The 15926-nt window shown below is 66.1% G+C and carries 10 protein-coding genes, 1 tRNA gene and 1 pseudogene; 3 read left to right on the forward strand and 9 right to left on the reverse strand.

The features are described 5' to 3' along the window. Positions 1-182: 182 nt before the first annotated feature. Complete coding sequence (locus V1318_RS03060) at positions 183-425, forward strand: hypothetical protein (protein WP_332937582.1); 243 nt, start codon at positions 183-185, stop codon at positions 423-425. A gap of 378 nt (positions 426-803) precedes the next feature. Beyond that, a complete protein-coding gene (locus tag V1318_RS03065; protein WP_332937585.1) occupies positions 804-1619 on the forward strand; it encodes an aminotransferase class IV family protein in 816 nt (271 codons plus the stop codon). Positions 1620-1722: 103 nt separating this feature from the next. Here the strand turns inward: V1318_RS03065 and V1318_RS03070 are convergent, their stop codons facing one another. From V1318_RS03070 to V1318_RS03080, 3 genes and pseudogenes are all read right to left on the reverse strand, one after another. Beyond that, positions 1723-2208: a nuclear transport factor 2 family protein gene (locus V1318_RS03070; RefSeq protein ID WP_332938316.1), complete on the reverse strand. Its 486-nt coding sequence runs from the start codon at positions 2206-2208 to the stop codon at positions 1723-1725. 264 nt (positions 2209-2472) lie between these two features. After that, positions 2473-2562 (reverse strand) — tRNA-Ser (locus V1318_RS03075). A gap of 166 nt (positions 2563-2728) precedes the next feature. Beyond that, positions 2729-3607 (reverse strand): annotated as a pseudogene (locus V1318_RS03080) (LysR family transcriptional regulator); the annotation flags it as partial. Positions 3608-3724: 117 nt separating this feature from the next. Between V1318_RS03080 and V1318_RS03085 the strand changes: the two are divergent. Further along, a complete protein-coding gene (locus V1318_RS03085; protein WP_332937588.1) occupies positions 3725-4309 on the forward strand; it encodes an NAD(P)H-dependent oxidoreductase in 585 nt (194 codons plus the stop codon). Between the two features lie 203 nt (positions 4310-4512). Here the strand turns inward: V1318_RS03085 and V1318_RS03090 are convergent, their stop codons facing one another. The 6 genes from V1318_RS03090 to V1318_RS03115 all read right to left on the reverse strand — a co-directional run bounded on the left by V1318_RS03090 (position 4513) and on the right by V1318_RS03115 (position 15894). Then, positions 4513-7692: a discoidin domain-containing protein gene (locus tag V1318_RS03090; protein WP_332938317.1), complete on the reverse strand. Its 3180-nt coding sequence runs from the start codon at positions 7690-7692 to the stop codon at positions 4513-4515. Between the two features lie 375 nt (positions 7693-8067). After that, the gene (locus V1318_RS03095; protein ID WP_332937590.1) at positions 8068-8889 is read right to left on the reverse strand and encodes a carbohydrate ABC transporter permease; all 822 of its coding nucleotides are present in this window, start codon (positions 8887-8889) and stop codon (positions 8068-8070) included. Then, complete coding sequence (locus tag V1318_RS03100; RefSeq protein ID WP_332937592.1) at positions 8889-9767, reverse strand: sugar ABC transporter permease; 879 nt, start codon at positions 9765-9767, stop codon at positions 8889-8891. Before V1318_RS03100 ends, V1318_RS03095 begins: the two co-directional genes overlap by 1 nt. After that, on the reverse strand, positions 9764-11110 hold the full coding sequence (locus V1318_RS03105; protein ID WP_332937595.1) for a sugar ABC transporter substrate-binding protein: 1347 nt from the start codon (positions 11108-11110) through the stop codon (positions 9764-9766). The genes V1318_RS03100 and V1318_RS03105 overlap by 4 nt, the downstream gene beginning before the upstream one ends. A 9-nt stretch (positions 11111-11119) precedes the next feature. Next, on the reverse strand, positions 11120-12760 hold the full coding sequence (locus V1318_RS03110) for a glucoamylase family protein (protein ID WP_332937597.1): 1641 nt from the start codon (positions 12758-12760) through the stop codon (positions 11120-11122). A gap of 110 nt (positions 12761-12870) precedes the next feature. Beyond that, positions 12871-15894, reverse strand: coding sequence for a TonB-dependent receptor (locus tag V1318_RS03115; protein WP_332937599.1), 3024 nt, complete (start codon positions 15892-15894; stop codon positions 12871-12873). Between the last annotated feature and the right edge of the window lie 32 nt (positions 15895-15926).

Here is a 15926-nt window from a genome sequence, read left to right on the forward strand (position 1 = left end):
ACCCGGATGAAGGCGCATCGATTGAGGATTCAGGTCACAACTTTTACGCAATCTCGCAGCGTCGCCGCCGATTCCATGCTTCCATGCCGGCCAGGGCTACACCATCGGCACGTTTCACCCACTATCCTGTGCCGGGACACGACACCGCCCGCCACGACAGGCATCACACGGGGCCGCACCACATGCCGGACAAGGACCGCCGCCGTAGCGCTGAGCCCACCGACGAGCAACTGCGCTCAGGCCTCACGCCCGAACAACTCGCCGCCCTGGCGACGCTGGAGCATTTCCGCTGGTCCCTGCGCTTCGTGCGCCGCCCGCTGTTCCGCGAGCCCATCCCGGTGGTCTTCCACGCCGACGGCCGCTACGCGGTGCTGGAACCCGACGGCTCGATCAACGACAACCCCGGCTTCGATATCCGCAAATAGCCGCACCCGCAACGTCGCCGCTAAAGCTATCCAGGAACAGGAGCGGCGCGAGCCGCGACCGCGCCACCGGATCCACGTCGCCAGCCCAGCCTCCCACGCCGCCACTGTTTTCTGTGGAAGCGGCGTAAGCCGCGATCGCGCACTGAATCGGCCTCGCCGACCGTCCTCTCCTCACCGCTCCAACTGCCCCCTGTAGGAGCGGCGCAAGCCGCGACCACGCCCTCCGGTTACGACGACTCCGAACTTCAAGAAAAACTTGAAGCCTTGCAAGAAACATTCGTTTCCCCACACCAAAACTAGCGCGGATAGTCGCCCCCATCGAACCGCTGCATTGCTACCCCGTTTGCATTGCAGCGCCCCCTCCTTGGAGCGCCTGCCATGCCTACCGCCTCACCCGCTTTCGTCACTCAACGCAACGGCCAAGACGCCAGCGCCGACGCCCTCGCCCCGCTCGCCTTCGCCGGCCACGCCCACTTCACCGCCATGCAAGTCCGCGACCGCAAGATCCGCGGCCTGGACCTGCACCTGGACCGCCTGCGTTCCGCATCGATGCGCATGTACGACCGCGCCCTGCCCGACGAGCGCATCCGCGCCTACCTGCGCAGCGCCATCGCAGCCGGCCCGGCCGAACTCTCGCTGACCGCCACGGTCTACTCGCCGGCCGGCGAATTCGTCGTAGCCGGTGCCGACATCGAGCCCGAAGTCCTGATCCGCACCAGCCCCGCCGCCACCGGCCCTGCGGGCCCGCTAAGCCTCGCTAGGTTCGACTACGAACGCCCGCTCGCCAGCGTGAAGCACGTAGGCGAAGTCGCCAAAACCCACTACCTGCGCGAGGCCGTCGCACAAGGCTTCGACGACGCCGCCTTCGTCGACCGTCACGGCCGCCTCAGCGAAGCCACGATCTGGAACCTGGCGTTCTGGGACGGCGAAGCCGTGGTGTGGCCGATCGCCGACATGCTGATCGGCACGACGATGGGCATCGTGCGCCGGCAGCTGCAAGGGCTCGGCGTGCCGCAACGTTCCCAGGAAGTACGGATGGCCGATCTATCGGGTTTCGCGGGCGCTGCGGTCATGAACTCGTGGACGCCGGGAATCGCGGTGAGCGGCATCGGTCCCACTTCGCTGTCGGAAGCGCCGATCTTCATGCAAGCCTTGCATCGCGCATATAGCGCGGAGCCACCAGCCGCAGCCTAGCAGCCTGTGTCATCGGCAGTCGGTGAATGTTGGCGAAGTAGGCCTCTGCCGATCCGCGAGGGCGAAGCGAAATGCCTCGACGCGGCGGTCCGCCTACTGCGCCTCAGTCGCGATCGGCTCCCGCGGCCGGGACGGTTTCATGGTCGAGGCTGAGAATGCGGGCCAGGCGCCAGGTCTTGTCCTGCAACCGCCACACGCTGACGAACCGGGCCAGCGTGCTGGTCGCCGCGCCGCGTTCGTCGAAGCGATGAACCCCGACCTGCGCCGCGCCGTAGCCCTGGATCGGATACACCCGCAGGCTGCCCGGAACGATGGTCCGGGTAACGCCGTGCTTGCCTGGACACGAGGCCGTGAGGCGACGGGTGTTCTCGCGTACTTGCTCGCCGGACGAAAGGCCGTCCTTGTCGTGATAGAACTCGACGTCCTCGGTAAAGATCGCATTGGCCTTGGCCGCATCGCATAGCACGAACGAGGCATCGAACAGCGCCTTATCCATGCGAGCGAGTTCATCGAACAAGGGCCCCGCATCCAGCCCGCCTCCCTTGCCCAGGACGTCCTGGGCTCGCAGCAGCGGAGCATGGGTCAGCATGAGCAAGAGGCTGCTCGTGACGACTGCGATTCGACAGGCGATAGGCATGGGTCGAGGCTCCTTGCTGGAAGTCGCGAACGCAACTCTTCGGCGCCGGCAGGCAAAGTCTCCCGTACAAGAGATCTATACGCGAGCCTTCACGGGTACCGCCAAACTTGCAGGAGATTCGATAGAAGCATGTCGGCACTCCATGCTTCAGGCTCCCCTTACCTCAAAAGCCGAGAATCAGATAAATCTTATAGAACAAAGATTTACGCCACAGCATGGCGGAGAGAGTGGGATTCGAACCCACGGAAGGTTTAACCCTTCGGCGGTTTTCAAGACCGCTGCCTTAAACCACTCGGCCATCTCTCCGTAGCGGGGTCGCGGCGCCGGGCGTGGCCGGCGGCGCCGCGGGATTCTCTCACGCCGCGGTCTTGCTGCGCGCCTTGGCGTCGTTCTTGGAGACGCCGTCGGGGCATGGGGCGCCCTTGATGTCGCTGCACTGCAGGCGCGCGGACTCGACCAGGGACGGGGCCTTTTCGGCCAGGAAGTCGATGAACACGCGCACCGCCGGCAGCAAGCCGCGTCGGGAGGCGAACACGGCGTGGAAGATGCCCTGCGGCAGGCGCCAGTTCGGCAGCACCACTTCCAGCTCGCCGCGGCGCACGGCTTCGGCGCAGACGGTTTCCGGCAACAGGGTGATGCCCACGCCCTGCTCGGCCAGCGCCATCAGCATCGGGAAATCGAAGCCCATCACGCGCGGCTTGAGCTCGACCCGGCGCACTTCGCCGTCGGGGCCGTGCAGCTCCCAGCGCTGGCGGGCGTCGTCCTCGCTGATGCTTAGGGTGACGTGGTCGGCCAGTTCGTCGGGGTTCTTGGGGCGGCCCATGCGAGTCAGGTACTTGGGGCTGGCGACCAGCAGTTCCTGGATCTGGCCGAAGCTGCGCATCACCAGGCTGCCGTCGTCGTCCAGCTTGGAACGCACGCGCAAGGCGACGTCGATGCCTTCGTTGATGATGTCGACGCGGCGGTTGCTGACGTGCAGCTGCACGCGCACCTGCGGGTACTTGGCCAGGAATTCGGGCAGCAGCTTGGGCAACTGCTGCTGGGCCAGGCCGACCGGCACGCTGACCCGGATCACGCCGCGCGGCTCGGCGCTGAGGCGGTCCACCACTTCGCGCGCGGCCTGCGCCTCGGCCAGCATCGACTGGGCGTGGCGGTAGACGCTGTTGCCGACGTCGGTGACGGCGAAGCGGCGCGTGGAACGCTGCAGCAGGCGCACGCCCAGGTCGGTCTCGAGCTGGCTGATGCGGCGGCTCAGACGCGATTTCGGGATGCCCAGGGCGCGCTCGGCGGCGGCGAAACCGGCGTGGTCGACGACCATCGCGAAGTAGTAGAGGTCGTTGAGATCGTGCATGGCATTAGTTCCGAATTCAGAACAGTAAGTGATAGTAAACCAGCTTTATCCTATTTTTGCAACAACCTACAGTGTGCCTCAACGCGGCGTTGCCGCCACCGCCCACCGAGGCCAGCCATGAAACTCCTGCACATCGATTCCAGCGCCCTGGGCGCCAATTCCGTGACCCGCGAGCTTAGCGCGGCCGTGGTGGCGCGCTGGCAGGACGCCATCCCGGCGCTGTCGGTCCAGTACCGCGACCTGGACGCCGAGCCGATCCCGCATCTTACCGGCCGCACCCTGGCCAAGGCGGATCCGGCCGAGGCCGACGAGGGCGAACGCGCGATCCAGCAGTTCCTGGACGCCGACGTGATCGTGATCGGCTCGCCCATGTACAACTTCGGCGTCAGCTCGACCCTGAAGGCCTGGATCGACCGCGTGGCCGTCGCCGGCCGCACCTTCCGCTACACCGAAGCCGGCCCGGAAGGCCTGGCCAAGGGCAAGCGCGTGATCGTCGCCACCGGCCGCGGCGGCATCCACACCGGCGCGCCCACCGACTTCCAGGAGCCCTATCTGCGCCAGGTGTTCGGTTTCCTGGGCATCGACCAGGTCGAGTTCGTGCGTGCCGAAGGCGTGGCGTATTCGCCGCAGCACCGCGCCGATGCGCTGGCCGCCGCCCATGCCGCGATCCCGGCGCTGGCGCCGCAACGCCTGGCCGCCTGAGCCCCTCCCCCGCGCCGGCCCTCCCCTCGCCGGCACCGCGCCGGGCCTGTACGCAGGCCCGGCGTTTTTGTTGGGGGCGACGCACAGCCTTTTGTAGGAGCGACGCAAGTCGCGACCGCGAAGCTCCGGCCACCTGCGCGGGCCGCGACTTGCGTCGCTCCTACAGGGGCGGTGACGCAAGTCCGGTGGCGACGTCGCCCCGACTACTGCTCCAGCTCGATCGTCACCGTCGCCGGCACGCGCTCGATGCGCAGCTCGCCGTTGCGCCACTGCGCCGGCCGGCCGTCGATGCGGGTGACGCCCGGGGGCTGCGGATACGGCCAGCTCAGGACCACGCCGCCTGCGGGCGGGGTCAGGCCGGGTTTGAGCGTCAGCTGCACGCGCTCGCCTTCGCGGCGCAACGCATAAGCCAGCTCGCCATACGGCGTGCGCAGGCCTTCGACCGATACGCCCTCGCCGTCCAGCCAATCCGCCGGCAGCCCCGCGCCGATCACCAGCGCCTCGTCGAGGTCGCGGGTGTAGGCGAACAGGTCCAGGGCCGAGCGCACGTAATCCGACTCGACCCAGGCATGCGGCAGATCGCCGACGAAGAAGGGTTTGCGCGGCGTGCGCGAGACCACCTCGGCCCACTGGTTCCAGGCCCGCGGCTGCTGGTCCTTGAAGAAGAAGTCCAGCGCCTCGTGCGCGCGCCCGCGCCAGCCCAGGCGCACGAAGCTGCCGATGGTGCGCAGCTCGTAGGGCGTGTAGTCCTTCCATTCGCGGCGGCCGTCGCGGCGGTCGACGAACTCCTTCCAATAGCGCTCGAAGGTGTTGCGCAGCAGGGTTTCGGGCAGGCGGCCCTGCTCGCCGCCCGGGGCCAACGCGATCGTGGTGGAGGTGGCGTCGAAGTCGCCGAGTTCGGCCGCGCCGGGAATGAAATCGATGCCGCGGTCGCGGGTGGCGGCGGCGATCGAGGCGTAGAGGTCGTCGCGGAACTGGTCGCGCGAGGCTTTGATGCGCCGGGCCTCGTCGTCCTTGCCCAGCCACTGCGCGATCTCGACCGCGTCCTTGTAGCCGCGCAGGGCCCAGAAGTTGTCCCAGTACGAGTGCATCGGCTTGGCCGAATAGCCCTCATGGCTGATCGAGGCCGGCATCATCCCGTAGAAGGCCGGATTGCGGGCGCGGTTGGCTTCGGTGCGCTCGCTCAGGCGCAGCTCGTCCATGTACTTCACCGCGCCCGCCACATGCGGCCACATCGCCTCGAGCAGGGCGCGGTCGCGGCGGTAGCGGTAGACCTCGGCGACGGTGAAGATCAGCTCGCCGTGGCTGTCGTTCTCGGGCACCGGGTCGCTGCCGCGGTCGTCCACGCAGCACGGCACCTTGCCGTTGTCGAACTGGTACGGCGCGTACCAGCGCAGGAATTCCTCGGCCACGTCCTCGCGGCCCATGCGCAGCAGGCCCTCGCCTATCATCGCGCCGTCGCGGATCCAGGCGCGCGAGTACGAACGCGTGCCCGGCTGCAAACGCGGGCCGACGCGGCTGATCAGCATGTGCGCCAAGCCCGTGCGCAAGGTGTCGACGACGTGCTGGCCCTGCTTCGGCACCGAGATACGCACGCGGTCGAGCTTGCCGCGCCATTGCTGGGCCACCAGCGCCTGAGTGGCGGCCAGTTCCTCGACGCCGGCGAAGGCGCCGCTGTCCGGGCCCGACAGCGCGCTGCTCCAGCCGAACTCGCGGCTCTCGCCCGGCGCCAGTTCGACGCTGTAGAACAAGGCGCCCGACGCCAGGCCGGTGCCGTCGTTCTGGAACTCGGTCGCGGTGCCGCCGCCCAGGCGCCGCAGGATCTCGCCCTGTGGCGTGCAGTTCGCGCAATCCTGCTCCCAAGGCATGCGTGCGAGCCGGGCGACGATCTCGCCGCCGTCGAAAGGACCGACCGCGCTGGCGTCGGCCGCGGTCGCCTGCACGCGGCGTGCCGTCGCGGCGCCTTCGGGGCCCTCGACGCCGAAGCCCTGCGCATCGGCTCGCAGGCTGCGGATCGCGCTGACGCCGCCGATGGTGTTGAGGAACTGGCTGGGCGGATTGACCTGGAACGGCCGCGCCGCCAGCACGAACACGTAGCGGCGCTTGGACGCGGTGGGGTTGCTGAGGCGGTAGCGGCCGTACAGGCGCGAACGCTCGCGCGTGCCCTGCGCGAAGGCGGTGATGCTCAGGCCGAAATCCGGATGGGTCCACTGCACCAACGGGATCGGCAGATAACCGTCCTGCAGCGATTGGCCGGTCTTTACGTCGGCCCAGGTCGACAGCTTGCCGTCGCTGATCACGAACGGCTCCAGGCTGAAGGCGCCCTTGCCCACTTCGATGGCGCCGTCTTCCGAGATCAGGCCCTGATCCTGGCCGCCGTCGACGCCGACGATGGTCCAGTACGGCTGCTCGCCGGTGAAGCCGCGAGGGTAGCGGCCGCGAGGCTGGTCCTTGGCGATGGCGGCGACGAAGTCGTTATGGGTGGCGGCGAAGGACAGCGGTTGCACGCTGAATTCGGCCAGACCGAACCCCAAGCCGTGGCCGTTCTCGGGCAACAGGCGCAGGTAGCGGGCTTCCGACTCCGGCAGCGCCAGGTAATCGCTGCCGCCATCGCCGCCGTGCACGCTGCGCGCCTGGCGCCATTGCTTGCCGTCGTCGGACAGCTGCAGGCGGTAATCGGAGGCGTACTCCCGATCGGACCAGCGCAGCACCACACCGCCGAACTCGCGCTTGCGGCCCAGGTCCAAGGTCAGGGCCGGGTCGGGATCGGTCGCGAAACCGGCGTGCCAGGCGGTCGTCGGATTGCCGTCGGCGGCGTATTCCGCGCGGCTGCCTTCGGCGCTGGTGGTCGCGGCGACGCGGCCGGTCAGCGGCGCGCCGTCGTCCTTCGGCAGCGGCTCAAAGGTCAGCTGATCGAAGCACACCGAACCCTTGCCGCCGCTGCTGTTGTAGATCGTGAACTCGAGCTTGGCGCTGCGCCGCAGGGTCGGGTCCGGCGCCGGGCCCCAGGCGCGGCTGATGTGGCGCTGCTTGTAGACCACCGGCGTCCACTGCTTCGGGAACGCATACTTGGGCCGGTTGACCCACCAGACGTTGTCGCCGCTGTCCTCGACCAGCTTGAACTGCAAATCGTTGACCGGCGAGTCGCCGCGCAGTTGGAACGAATAGGCGTAGTTGTCCGGATAGCTCATCGGCAGCGCACGCTGCAGGCCGACGTAACCGGACACGCCATTGAAGTCGTAGTCCAGGCAGAGCGCCTTGCCCTGCGCGCCCTCGGCGATGCGCAGCTGGCCGCTGACCTGGTTGGAGGTGACCACGGTCCAGGGGGTGGTGGATTCGAAGCTATCCAGCAGACGGGGTTGGGCCTTGGTCGGGAGACTGATCAGGAGCAGGAGCGCGAAGCAAATCCCCCCTAGCCCCCCTTTTGCAAAGGGGGGAACGGCGGCGTTGACGACGGCGGGCCGCGCTTGCTGCGACACCGCGCCGGTCTTCCCGCCAAAAGCCGCGCTGCATGCCGGCGCTTGCGATGCAGCCAAGCTGGTCTTCCCCCTTTGCAAAAGGGGGACGGCGGCGTTGACGACGGGGGGCTGTGCTTGCTGCGACACCGCGCCGGTCTTCCCCCAAGAAGCCGCGCTGCATGCCGGCGCTTGCGATGGAGCCGAGCTGGTCTTCCCCCTTTGCAAAAGGGGGATTGAGGGGGATTCGCTCTTAAACCGCGCCGCACTCGCCAACATCCCGCTCCTCATCCAATCGGCCGCTCAGCCCTTGACGCTGCCCACCAGCAGGCCCTGCAGGTAATAGCGCTGCAGCACCAGGAACAGCAGCAGCACCGGCAGCACGGTGACCACCGAGCCGGCCATCATCAGTTCGTTGTCCTGCACGTGCTCGCGCGACAACGAGGCCAACGCCACCGGCAGGGTCTGCAGGCCGTTGTCGCTGAGCACGATCAAGGGCCACATGAAATCGTTCCAGGCGCCCAGGAAACTGAAGATCGCCAGGGTGACCAGGATCGGCTTCAGCGCCGGCAGCACGATCTGGAAGAAGATCCGGAACTCGCCGGCGCCGTCGATGCGCGCGGCCTCCAGCAGTTCGTCCGGGATCGAGCGCGCGTACTGGCGCACCAGGAAGATGCCGAAGATGCCGGCCATGCCCGGCACCACCGCGCCGGCGTAGGTATTGATCAGCCCGATCTGCTTGAGCATCAGGAACAGCGGCATCATCGTGACCTGGGCCGGGATCACCAGCGCCGCCAGCAAGGCGCGGAACACGCGCTCGCGCCCGGCGAAGCGCAGCTTGGCGAAGGCGTAGCCGGCCATGGTGTTGAGCAGCAACGCGATCAGCGTGGTCATCGCCGCGATCAGGAAACTGTTGAACAGGTAGCGGCCCATGCCGATGCGTTCGAACAGCTCGTGGTAGTTGCCCAGGGTCGGATGCGCGGGCAGCAGCGGCGGCGGGAAGCTGGCCGCCTCGCCGGGCTGCATCAGCGACACCGACAGCATCCACAGCAGCGGCGCCAGGCTCAGCACCGCCAGCCCGACCAACAGGCCGTTGATGATGGCGCGGGCCAGACGCGGGCTCATCACTCCACCCCCTTGCGGCGCGCGAACCAGAGCAGGCCGCTGGTGACCGCGGTCATCAGCACGAACAGCAAGAACGCCACCGCCGAGGCGTTGCCCAGGTTCCACCACTTGAAGCCTTCTTCGTACATCAGGTACAGCACGCTGACCGTGCTCTGCAGCGGGCCGCCCTGGGTGATCACGTAAGGCTCGGCGAACAGCTGGAAATAGCCGGCCAGGGTCAGGATGCCGACCAGCACCAGCACCGGTCCCAGCATGGGCAGGGTCACGTGGCGGAACTGCCGCCAGGGCGAGGCGCCGTCGATGCGCGCGGCTTCGTACAGATCCTCGGGGATGGCCTGCAGGCCGGCCAGGAAGATGATCATGTTGTAGCCGAAGTTCTTCCACACCGCGAACAGGATGATGGTCGGCATCGCCCAGGTCGGATCGCCCAGCCAGTCGATCGGATCGATGCCCAGGCCCGACAGCGCCCAGTTCACCAGGCCGTAGCGGGTGTGGAACAGATAGCGCCAGATCACCGCCACCGCGACCACCGTGGTCACCACCGGCGCGAAGTAGGCGGTGCGGAAGAACGGCTTGAGGTAGCCCAGCTTGGAATGCAGCAGCAGCGCCGCGCCCAGCGACACCGCGATCGACAGCGGCACGCCGACCGCCACGAAGTACAGGGTGTTGCCCAGTGCGCGCCAGAACAGCGGGTTCTGCAGCAGATTGAGATAGTTGTCGAAGCCGACGAAGCGCAGGTTGCCGATGTCGGACAGCGCGTAGATGTCGAAGTCGGTCAGGCTGAGCGCGAGCGCGGCCAGCACCGGCAGGCCGAAGAACAGACCGATCACGGTCAGCGCGGGGCCGGCGAACACCCAGCCGGCGGTCGAAGCCTTCATCGCCCTGACCCCGCCTGCGCCGCGGCCTGGTGGTCGAGCATCCAGCGGCGCTTTTCCAGAATCTTGTCGGTGCGGCGGTCGAGTTCCGCCGCGGCCTCGTCCACGCTCAGGCGGCGGTTGGCGAGCTGCTCGCCGACCAGCTTGATCTCCATGGCGATGCGCTCCCACTCCGGCACCTTCGGCGTCGGCCGCGCGCGCTCGAGCTGGTCGCGGTAGGCGCGTGCGTACGGGTCCTGGGTCAGCGCCGGTGCGTTCCAGGCGCTACGGCGCGGCGGCAGGTTGCCGGTCAGGCCGTGGAAACGGATCTGGGTTTCGGTACGCGACAGGTACTCGACCAGCTTCCAGGCCGCGTCCTGGCGCTTGGAACCGCGGAACACCACGAAACTGGCGCCGCCGGCGACCGAGGCGCCGGGGCCGTGCTCGCCCGGCAAGGGCATGGTCATCCAATCGCCCTGCACCTGCTCCGGCAAGCGCTTGCGGAACTCGGCGATGTTCCAGGGGCCGTTGACGTAGTAGCTGAAGTAGCCGCGGCCGAATTCGTTCCAGACGTTGGCGACCTGGGTGTTGCTCAGCAGCGGCGCCCAGCGCCGGTCGAACATCTCGCGATAGAAGGCCAGCGCGCGCTTGAAGCCCGGGCTGCGGAAATTGCCGTAGCGGCCGTCCTCGCGCAGCAGCGGATCGGGCGACTGGATGCCCAGGTTCAGCAGCGGCTCGGGCTCGTTGAGCGGCAGCAGGATCGCGTAGCGCTCCGGCCCGACCTCGCGCTTGATCGCGGCCATCGCCTGGCGCCATTCGTCCCAGGTCTGCGGCGGCGTCTTGATACCCGCGCGCTCGGCGATGTCGCGGCGGTAGAACGGCAGCCGCGTCTCCACGTACCACGGCACCGCATAGGCCTGGTCGCCGATCACGCCGCTGTCCCAGGCGCCGGTGAAGTAGTCCTGCACGGCCAGCGACGGCGTCGCCGCGATCCGCGCGTCCAAGGGCTGCAGGGCGTTGAGCAGCGCGAATTCGGGAATCCAGGTATTGCCGATCGCGCACACGTCGGGCAGCGAATCGCCGGCGAAGGCGGTCAGCAGCTTCTCGTGCGCGGAGATGATCGGCAGTTGCTGGATCTCGACCCGGATGCCGGGGTTGAGACGCTCGAACTCCGGAATCAGCTGGGCGACCACTTCGCCCTCGTAGCCCATGGCCCAGAACCGCACCACCTCGCGGCCGTCGCCTTGGCGCGTGCAGGCCGCCACCAGCAGGCAGGCGAGCAGGAGCAGCAGCGCGGCCAGGCCGGTACGCGCGCGCGATGCGCGCGGCGCCGGCTGGCGATCGGGGGATGCGGGGGCGATAAGCATGGGCGCAGCTTAGTCCGGCTGCTGCTTGGGCGCCTGCGCCTCATTGGCGCGTCCGGCGCGCGACTCCGCCTCGCCCAGCGCGCGCGCGGTCGCCGCATCCTTCTCGGCCTGGGTCTGCGGCTTGGGCGCGGTCTCCGGCAGCGCTTCCTTGCCGTCGGCCTGCGCCTTCGGCGGTTCCAGCCAACCGCCCTGGAAACCCGCGCGTTCCAGGCCGGAGCGGATGTAGGGATTGCGCTTCATCACGTTCCAGACGAAGTCGTTGCGGTAGTTGGCGATCATCGCCAGGATCGGGCCCTGATCGATGCCGATGTAGTCGCTGGCCACCCAACCCTGGTTCGGCACCACGCGCCCGGTCTTGAGCGGGATGTCGTACTTGAAGCTGGGATTGAACGAATCCAGGAAGCCGTAGCTGGAGTACAGGAACTCGCCGTAGCGCTCGTGCATGGCCACGGTGCTGGGGATCACGATCTCCGGCGCGAACGGCAGCGAGGCGATCGCCGCGGTCGGGGCGATGGTGCCGTCGTCGAAGTTTTCGCGCAGGCCGGCGCCGCGCGCCGAGTAGTGGCGGAACTGGCGCTGCTCGCCGCGGTATTCCTGCAGGGTCTGTTGCGGCCCATCGCTGGCCGTCAGGCCCCAGACTTCCGGGCCGTAGTCCTCCCACTTCATCGGGTTGGCGATGGCGTAGGCGCGCTGGGCGTAGGCGGCGCGGCGGCTGTTCTCGAAATAGTCGATGCCGCGCTCGCGCATGTACTGGTCCTGGATGCCGCGGAAATCGATCCAGACGTGGCTGTACTGATGGCCGAACAGCGGGCCGAAGGCCAGGAACTCCTCGCCCTGGTAGACGCCCCAGACATCGTTGTAGGTCCGCGTCCACACCGTCCACGCGTCCGGGCTGACCGGATGGCTGGGCGAACCCAGCGCCAGCACGTACAGCAGCATGGCCTCGTTGTAGCCGGTCCAGTCGTGTTTGATGAAGCCGCTCTCGGGGAACCAGCCCATCGACACCAGCGGCTTGTTCTTCTGCAGCCAGGTCCAGTCGACGCGGCGGTACAGCGTGTCGGCGATGTCGCGGATCTCCTTCTCGCGCGCCTCGTCGCGATCGTAGTAGGACTGCGCGAACAGCACGCCCATCATCAGCAGCGCGGTGTCCACGCTCGACAGCTCGACCCAACTGTCGTAACGCTGGCCCTTCTGCATGTCGAGGAAGTGGTAGTAGAAACCGTTGTAGCTGCCCTTGCCGGTTTTCTGGGGGCCCGAGGGCATGTCGCGGAAGAACTTCAAGGTCAACAAGGTGCGGTCGACCGCCTGGCTGCGGCTGACCCAGCCGTTCTCCACGCCGATCGGGTACGCAGTGAGCGCATAACCCACCGAGGCGATGCTAGCGAACGGACGCGAGGGGAAGCGATCGGGCGTAAGCCCGTTCTGCTCGTTGGTGGTGTCCCAGAAGAACTGAAAGGTGCGCTTTTCGATGTCGCGGAACAGCGGCGGCAACTCCATCTTGGTCGCCTTGAGCGGCTCGACCTCGACGGGGCCCGCAGGCGCGATCGGATACGTCTGGGTTTCCTGGCGCTGGCAACCCGCGAAGAAGCTCAGCGACGCCACCAGCAGCATCGTGATCAGGGAACGCGGGGCGGAAGCGGCTGACGACATGAAACGAGGGCCTGTGTTGACGGGAGCGACCGAAGCGCGGCCGCGAATGGGGGTGTGGGTATTGCAACGCCTCGCCCGCCGCCCGTTGCGGGGCGGCAGGCGGACGGGGGTTACCAGCTGAAGCCGAGGGAGAGCTTGAAGGTGCGGGTGTAACCGGTGATGTCGTCGTTGTGGTTACCGAAATTCGGATTCTCCACGCCGTTGATGCCGCGGAAGGTCTCGAACCCGCTCCAGTTGCGATGGTTGGTGACGTTGAGAATATCGCCTCGCACACGCACCTTCAGATCGGTTCCGGTATCCCACTCCTTCTGGACAGCGATGTCCCACTGGAAGAACTTGGCATCGTCGAAGTACTCGGATTTGAACGTGCCGTGTGCGCATCCGTCCTGGCCAGGCAAAGTGGCCGCCATGCAGTTCAGCGAATCCTTGGCGACCGGGCTCGTCACCACCACCTTGGTGGAGAACGTCAGGCCCCAATTCGAGTAGATGCCGGTACCTACGAAGCGGTGCTTGGCGATGCCGATCGACGGAACCCAGGGGTGGTCGTCCAGGTTCGGATAGTCGAACACGTAATGTTCGTCGGAGTTGGCCGCATTGATGCGGTTCTCTTCCGAGTCTGTGTAGGTGTAAGCCAGTGTCACGCCCCACGGAGATTCCGCCGTGAACGGCTTCTCCGCCGACAACAACAGTTGATTCATGCGGGTTTCGACGCCGTTGTCGGCCTTGATCAACGAACCGAAGCCAGGAATCGGCTGCCCGAACGGTGCACCGCCGAACGTGCGACCCGGAGCGTAGAAGGTGCCGTCGGGATAGCGGTTACCAAGCGAGAAGATGATGCCGTCGTGGCTGCGAATGTGAACGACCGAGACCGAGGTATTCCAGTCCTGGTTGAACACGGCGATCGTGTTCCGCATGCCGAGGCTGAACTGATCGGAGTACGGCACCTTGATGTCGTTGTTGATCAGGTTAACTTCGGAACCACGGTTCGGATTGGCCGCAACCAGCGCATACAGCTCCTGCGGATTCAGGTACTTCGGATCCCATGCGAAACACGTGGTGTTGTTGACCGCACAGGGATTTCCGGGCGTATTGAACAGTAGCGTGTACGACGGGAACGTGCTCTTTGACTGCTCCAACGCGATGTAGTCGAACAGATTGCGATCATAAGCGCGGCCGGCGCCGCCAAAGATCACGTGACGCTGGTCGGCGAACAAGTCATAGGAGAAGCCCAAGCGCGGCTGCCAGGCGTCCTTGAACGCCTTCCGGTTATTCCCGGTGCTGATGTAGTCCTCGATGTTGTAGTCCACGTTCGCGTTATGAATGTTCGACCACGAACGCAACGCGGCAACCAGATTGGCCGGAGTCACGTAATTCTCGTAGCTGGGCGTGGTTTCGTAGTCGTAACGCAAGCCCAGATTCAGCGTCAGCTTCTCATTCACCTCCCAATCGTCTTGGAAGTAGATGCCGTACTGTTTGTTCTCCGAGGTGATGTTGCGATCACCGACGCCGGGCAACGGTGCGCCGAAACGCACTTGGTACGGCTGGAACGCCGCCAGCGAATTGCGACCTGCATCGATATTGGCCGGAAGATTGATCGAGTACTGAGGATTGTAGGGCTGCTGCTCGAAAGCGTTGATCTCGACAGATTTGTACTTGAAACCCATCTTCATCGTGTGGCCTTCGATACCACTGAAGGTCAAGTCATCCTGAAAACCCCAACCCTTCTGGCCTTTGTCTTGATAGTCCTGACCGCCACCGACGTTCAGTACGGCACCGCGATTTCGGTTCTGGATCAGAAAACCAGGTGCCAACGTGATCGCACGCGGATTGAAGGCCTCGTCCTCGTATGTGATGTGGGCGTCGTTAAGCCAATTGATGCCGCTCCATTGGTAGCGCAAATCGTAACGGGTGCTCTCGTTGTTGTTGGTCTTGCCGTAGCCCTCGGTGTCGCGGCCGCCGATGCCCTTGATCTCGCTCTCGTCGCGCTTCTTGACCGAGAACTCGAACAAGTGATCATCGCCTGGCTGCCAGGTCAACTTTCCGAACCAAAGATCCTCGTCGAATGGCGCCGAAGTAGGACCGGTCAGCGCAGCCAAATCGGGAGTAACCGTGTAGCCAGTCTCCAATGATCCTGCGCTGATCGTTTGGGGAATATCGAACTGCTTGTTCTCATAGGTACCAAAAAAGAACAGGCGATCCTGAATGATTGGGCCGCCGAAGGACGCGCCGTACTGCGTTTCTCCAGAGGGCGCTTTTCGACCGGTTCTCTCTTCCGCTGGCGTGGGTGCGCGCCAACTGGGTGTGGCATAGCGATCCCAGAAGAAGTCTCCGTGGAATTCATTAGTACCCGACTTAGTGACGGCCGTTACTGCTGCGCTGCTGATCTGGTCGTACTCGGCCTTGTAGTTGGAGGTGATGACCTTGTACTCGCCGATCGCCAACTGCGGGAACGGATTGCCTCGGCTCGTATCTTGACCGCCGATACCGCCCTTCAGTACATAGCCTTTCTGACCCACGCCATCGATGAAGACATTGATGCCGTTCGCGCTCTGAGCGCCACTACGCAACTGGGTCGAGCCGTCCGGCTTCGTATCGAAGATCACGCCCGGCACGATATCCGCGAACGCCAAGAAGTTACGTGAGGTCTGCGGCAGCGCTTCGATTTGCTGCTGGCTAATGTAGGTCGCCACTTCCGAGGTTTTGGTCTCGAACACCGGCGCAGCGGTCACGGTCACCGCGTCGATGTTGGTCGCATCGGGTGCGGGTGCGGATTCCGCCACGCCGCCGGTCGACAGGTTCACGGTGGCGGTCTGGCCGACCTGGACCGTGATGGTTCGGGAGTTGGTCTGTCCGCCCGCGGTCACGTCCAGGCGATAGGTGCCCGGCGGCAGGCCGGCCACGGCGTAGCCGCCGTTGGCGGTGGCCTGCACGCTGCGGGTCAGGCCCGTCGCGACATTCGTCGCAGTCACCTTCGCATCGGTCGCCGGCGCCGAATCCACGGTCACCTGACCTCGAATGGTGGCGGCGGTGGACTGGGCGAAGGCGGCGGGGGCGGCCATCGCCAGGCAGCTGGCCAGGGCGCAGGCTAACAATCTCGGCGTGGGCCGACGGGTGGAACCTTGATACGGCTTCATATGCTTTCCCTCTCTCCAAGAAGCATTCGAGC

Source organism: Lysobacter sp. CCNWLW3 (assembly GCF_036697405.1).
Classification (GTDB): Bacteria; Pseudomonadota; Gammaproteobacteria; order Xanthomonadales; family Xanthomonadaceae; genus Lysobacter.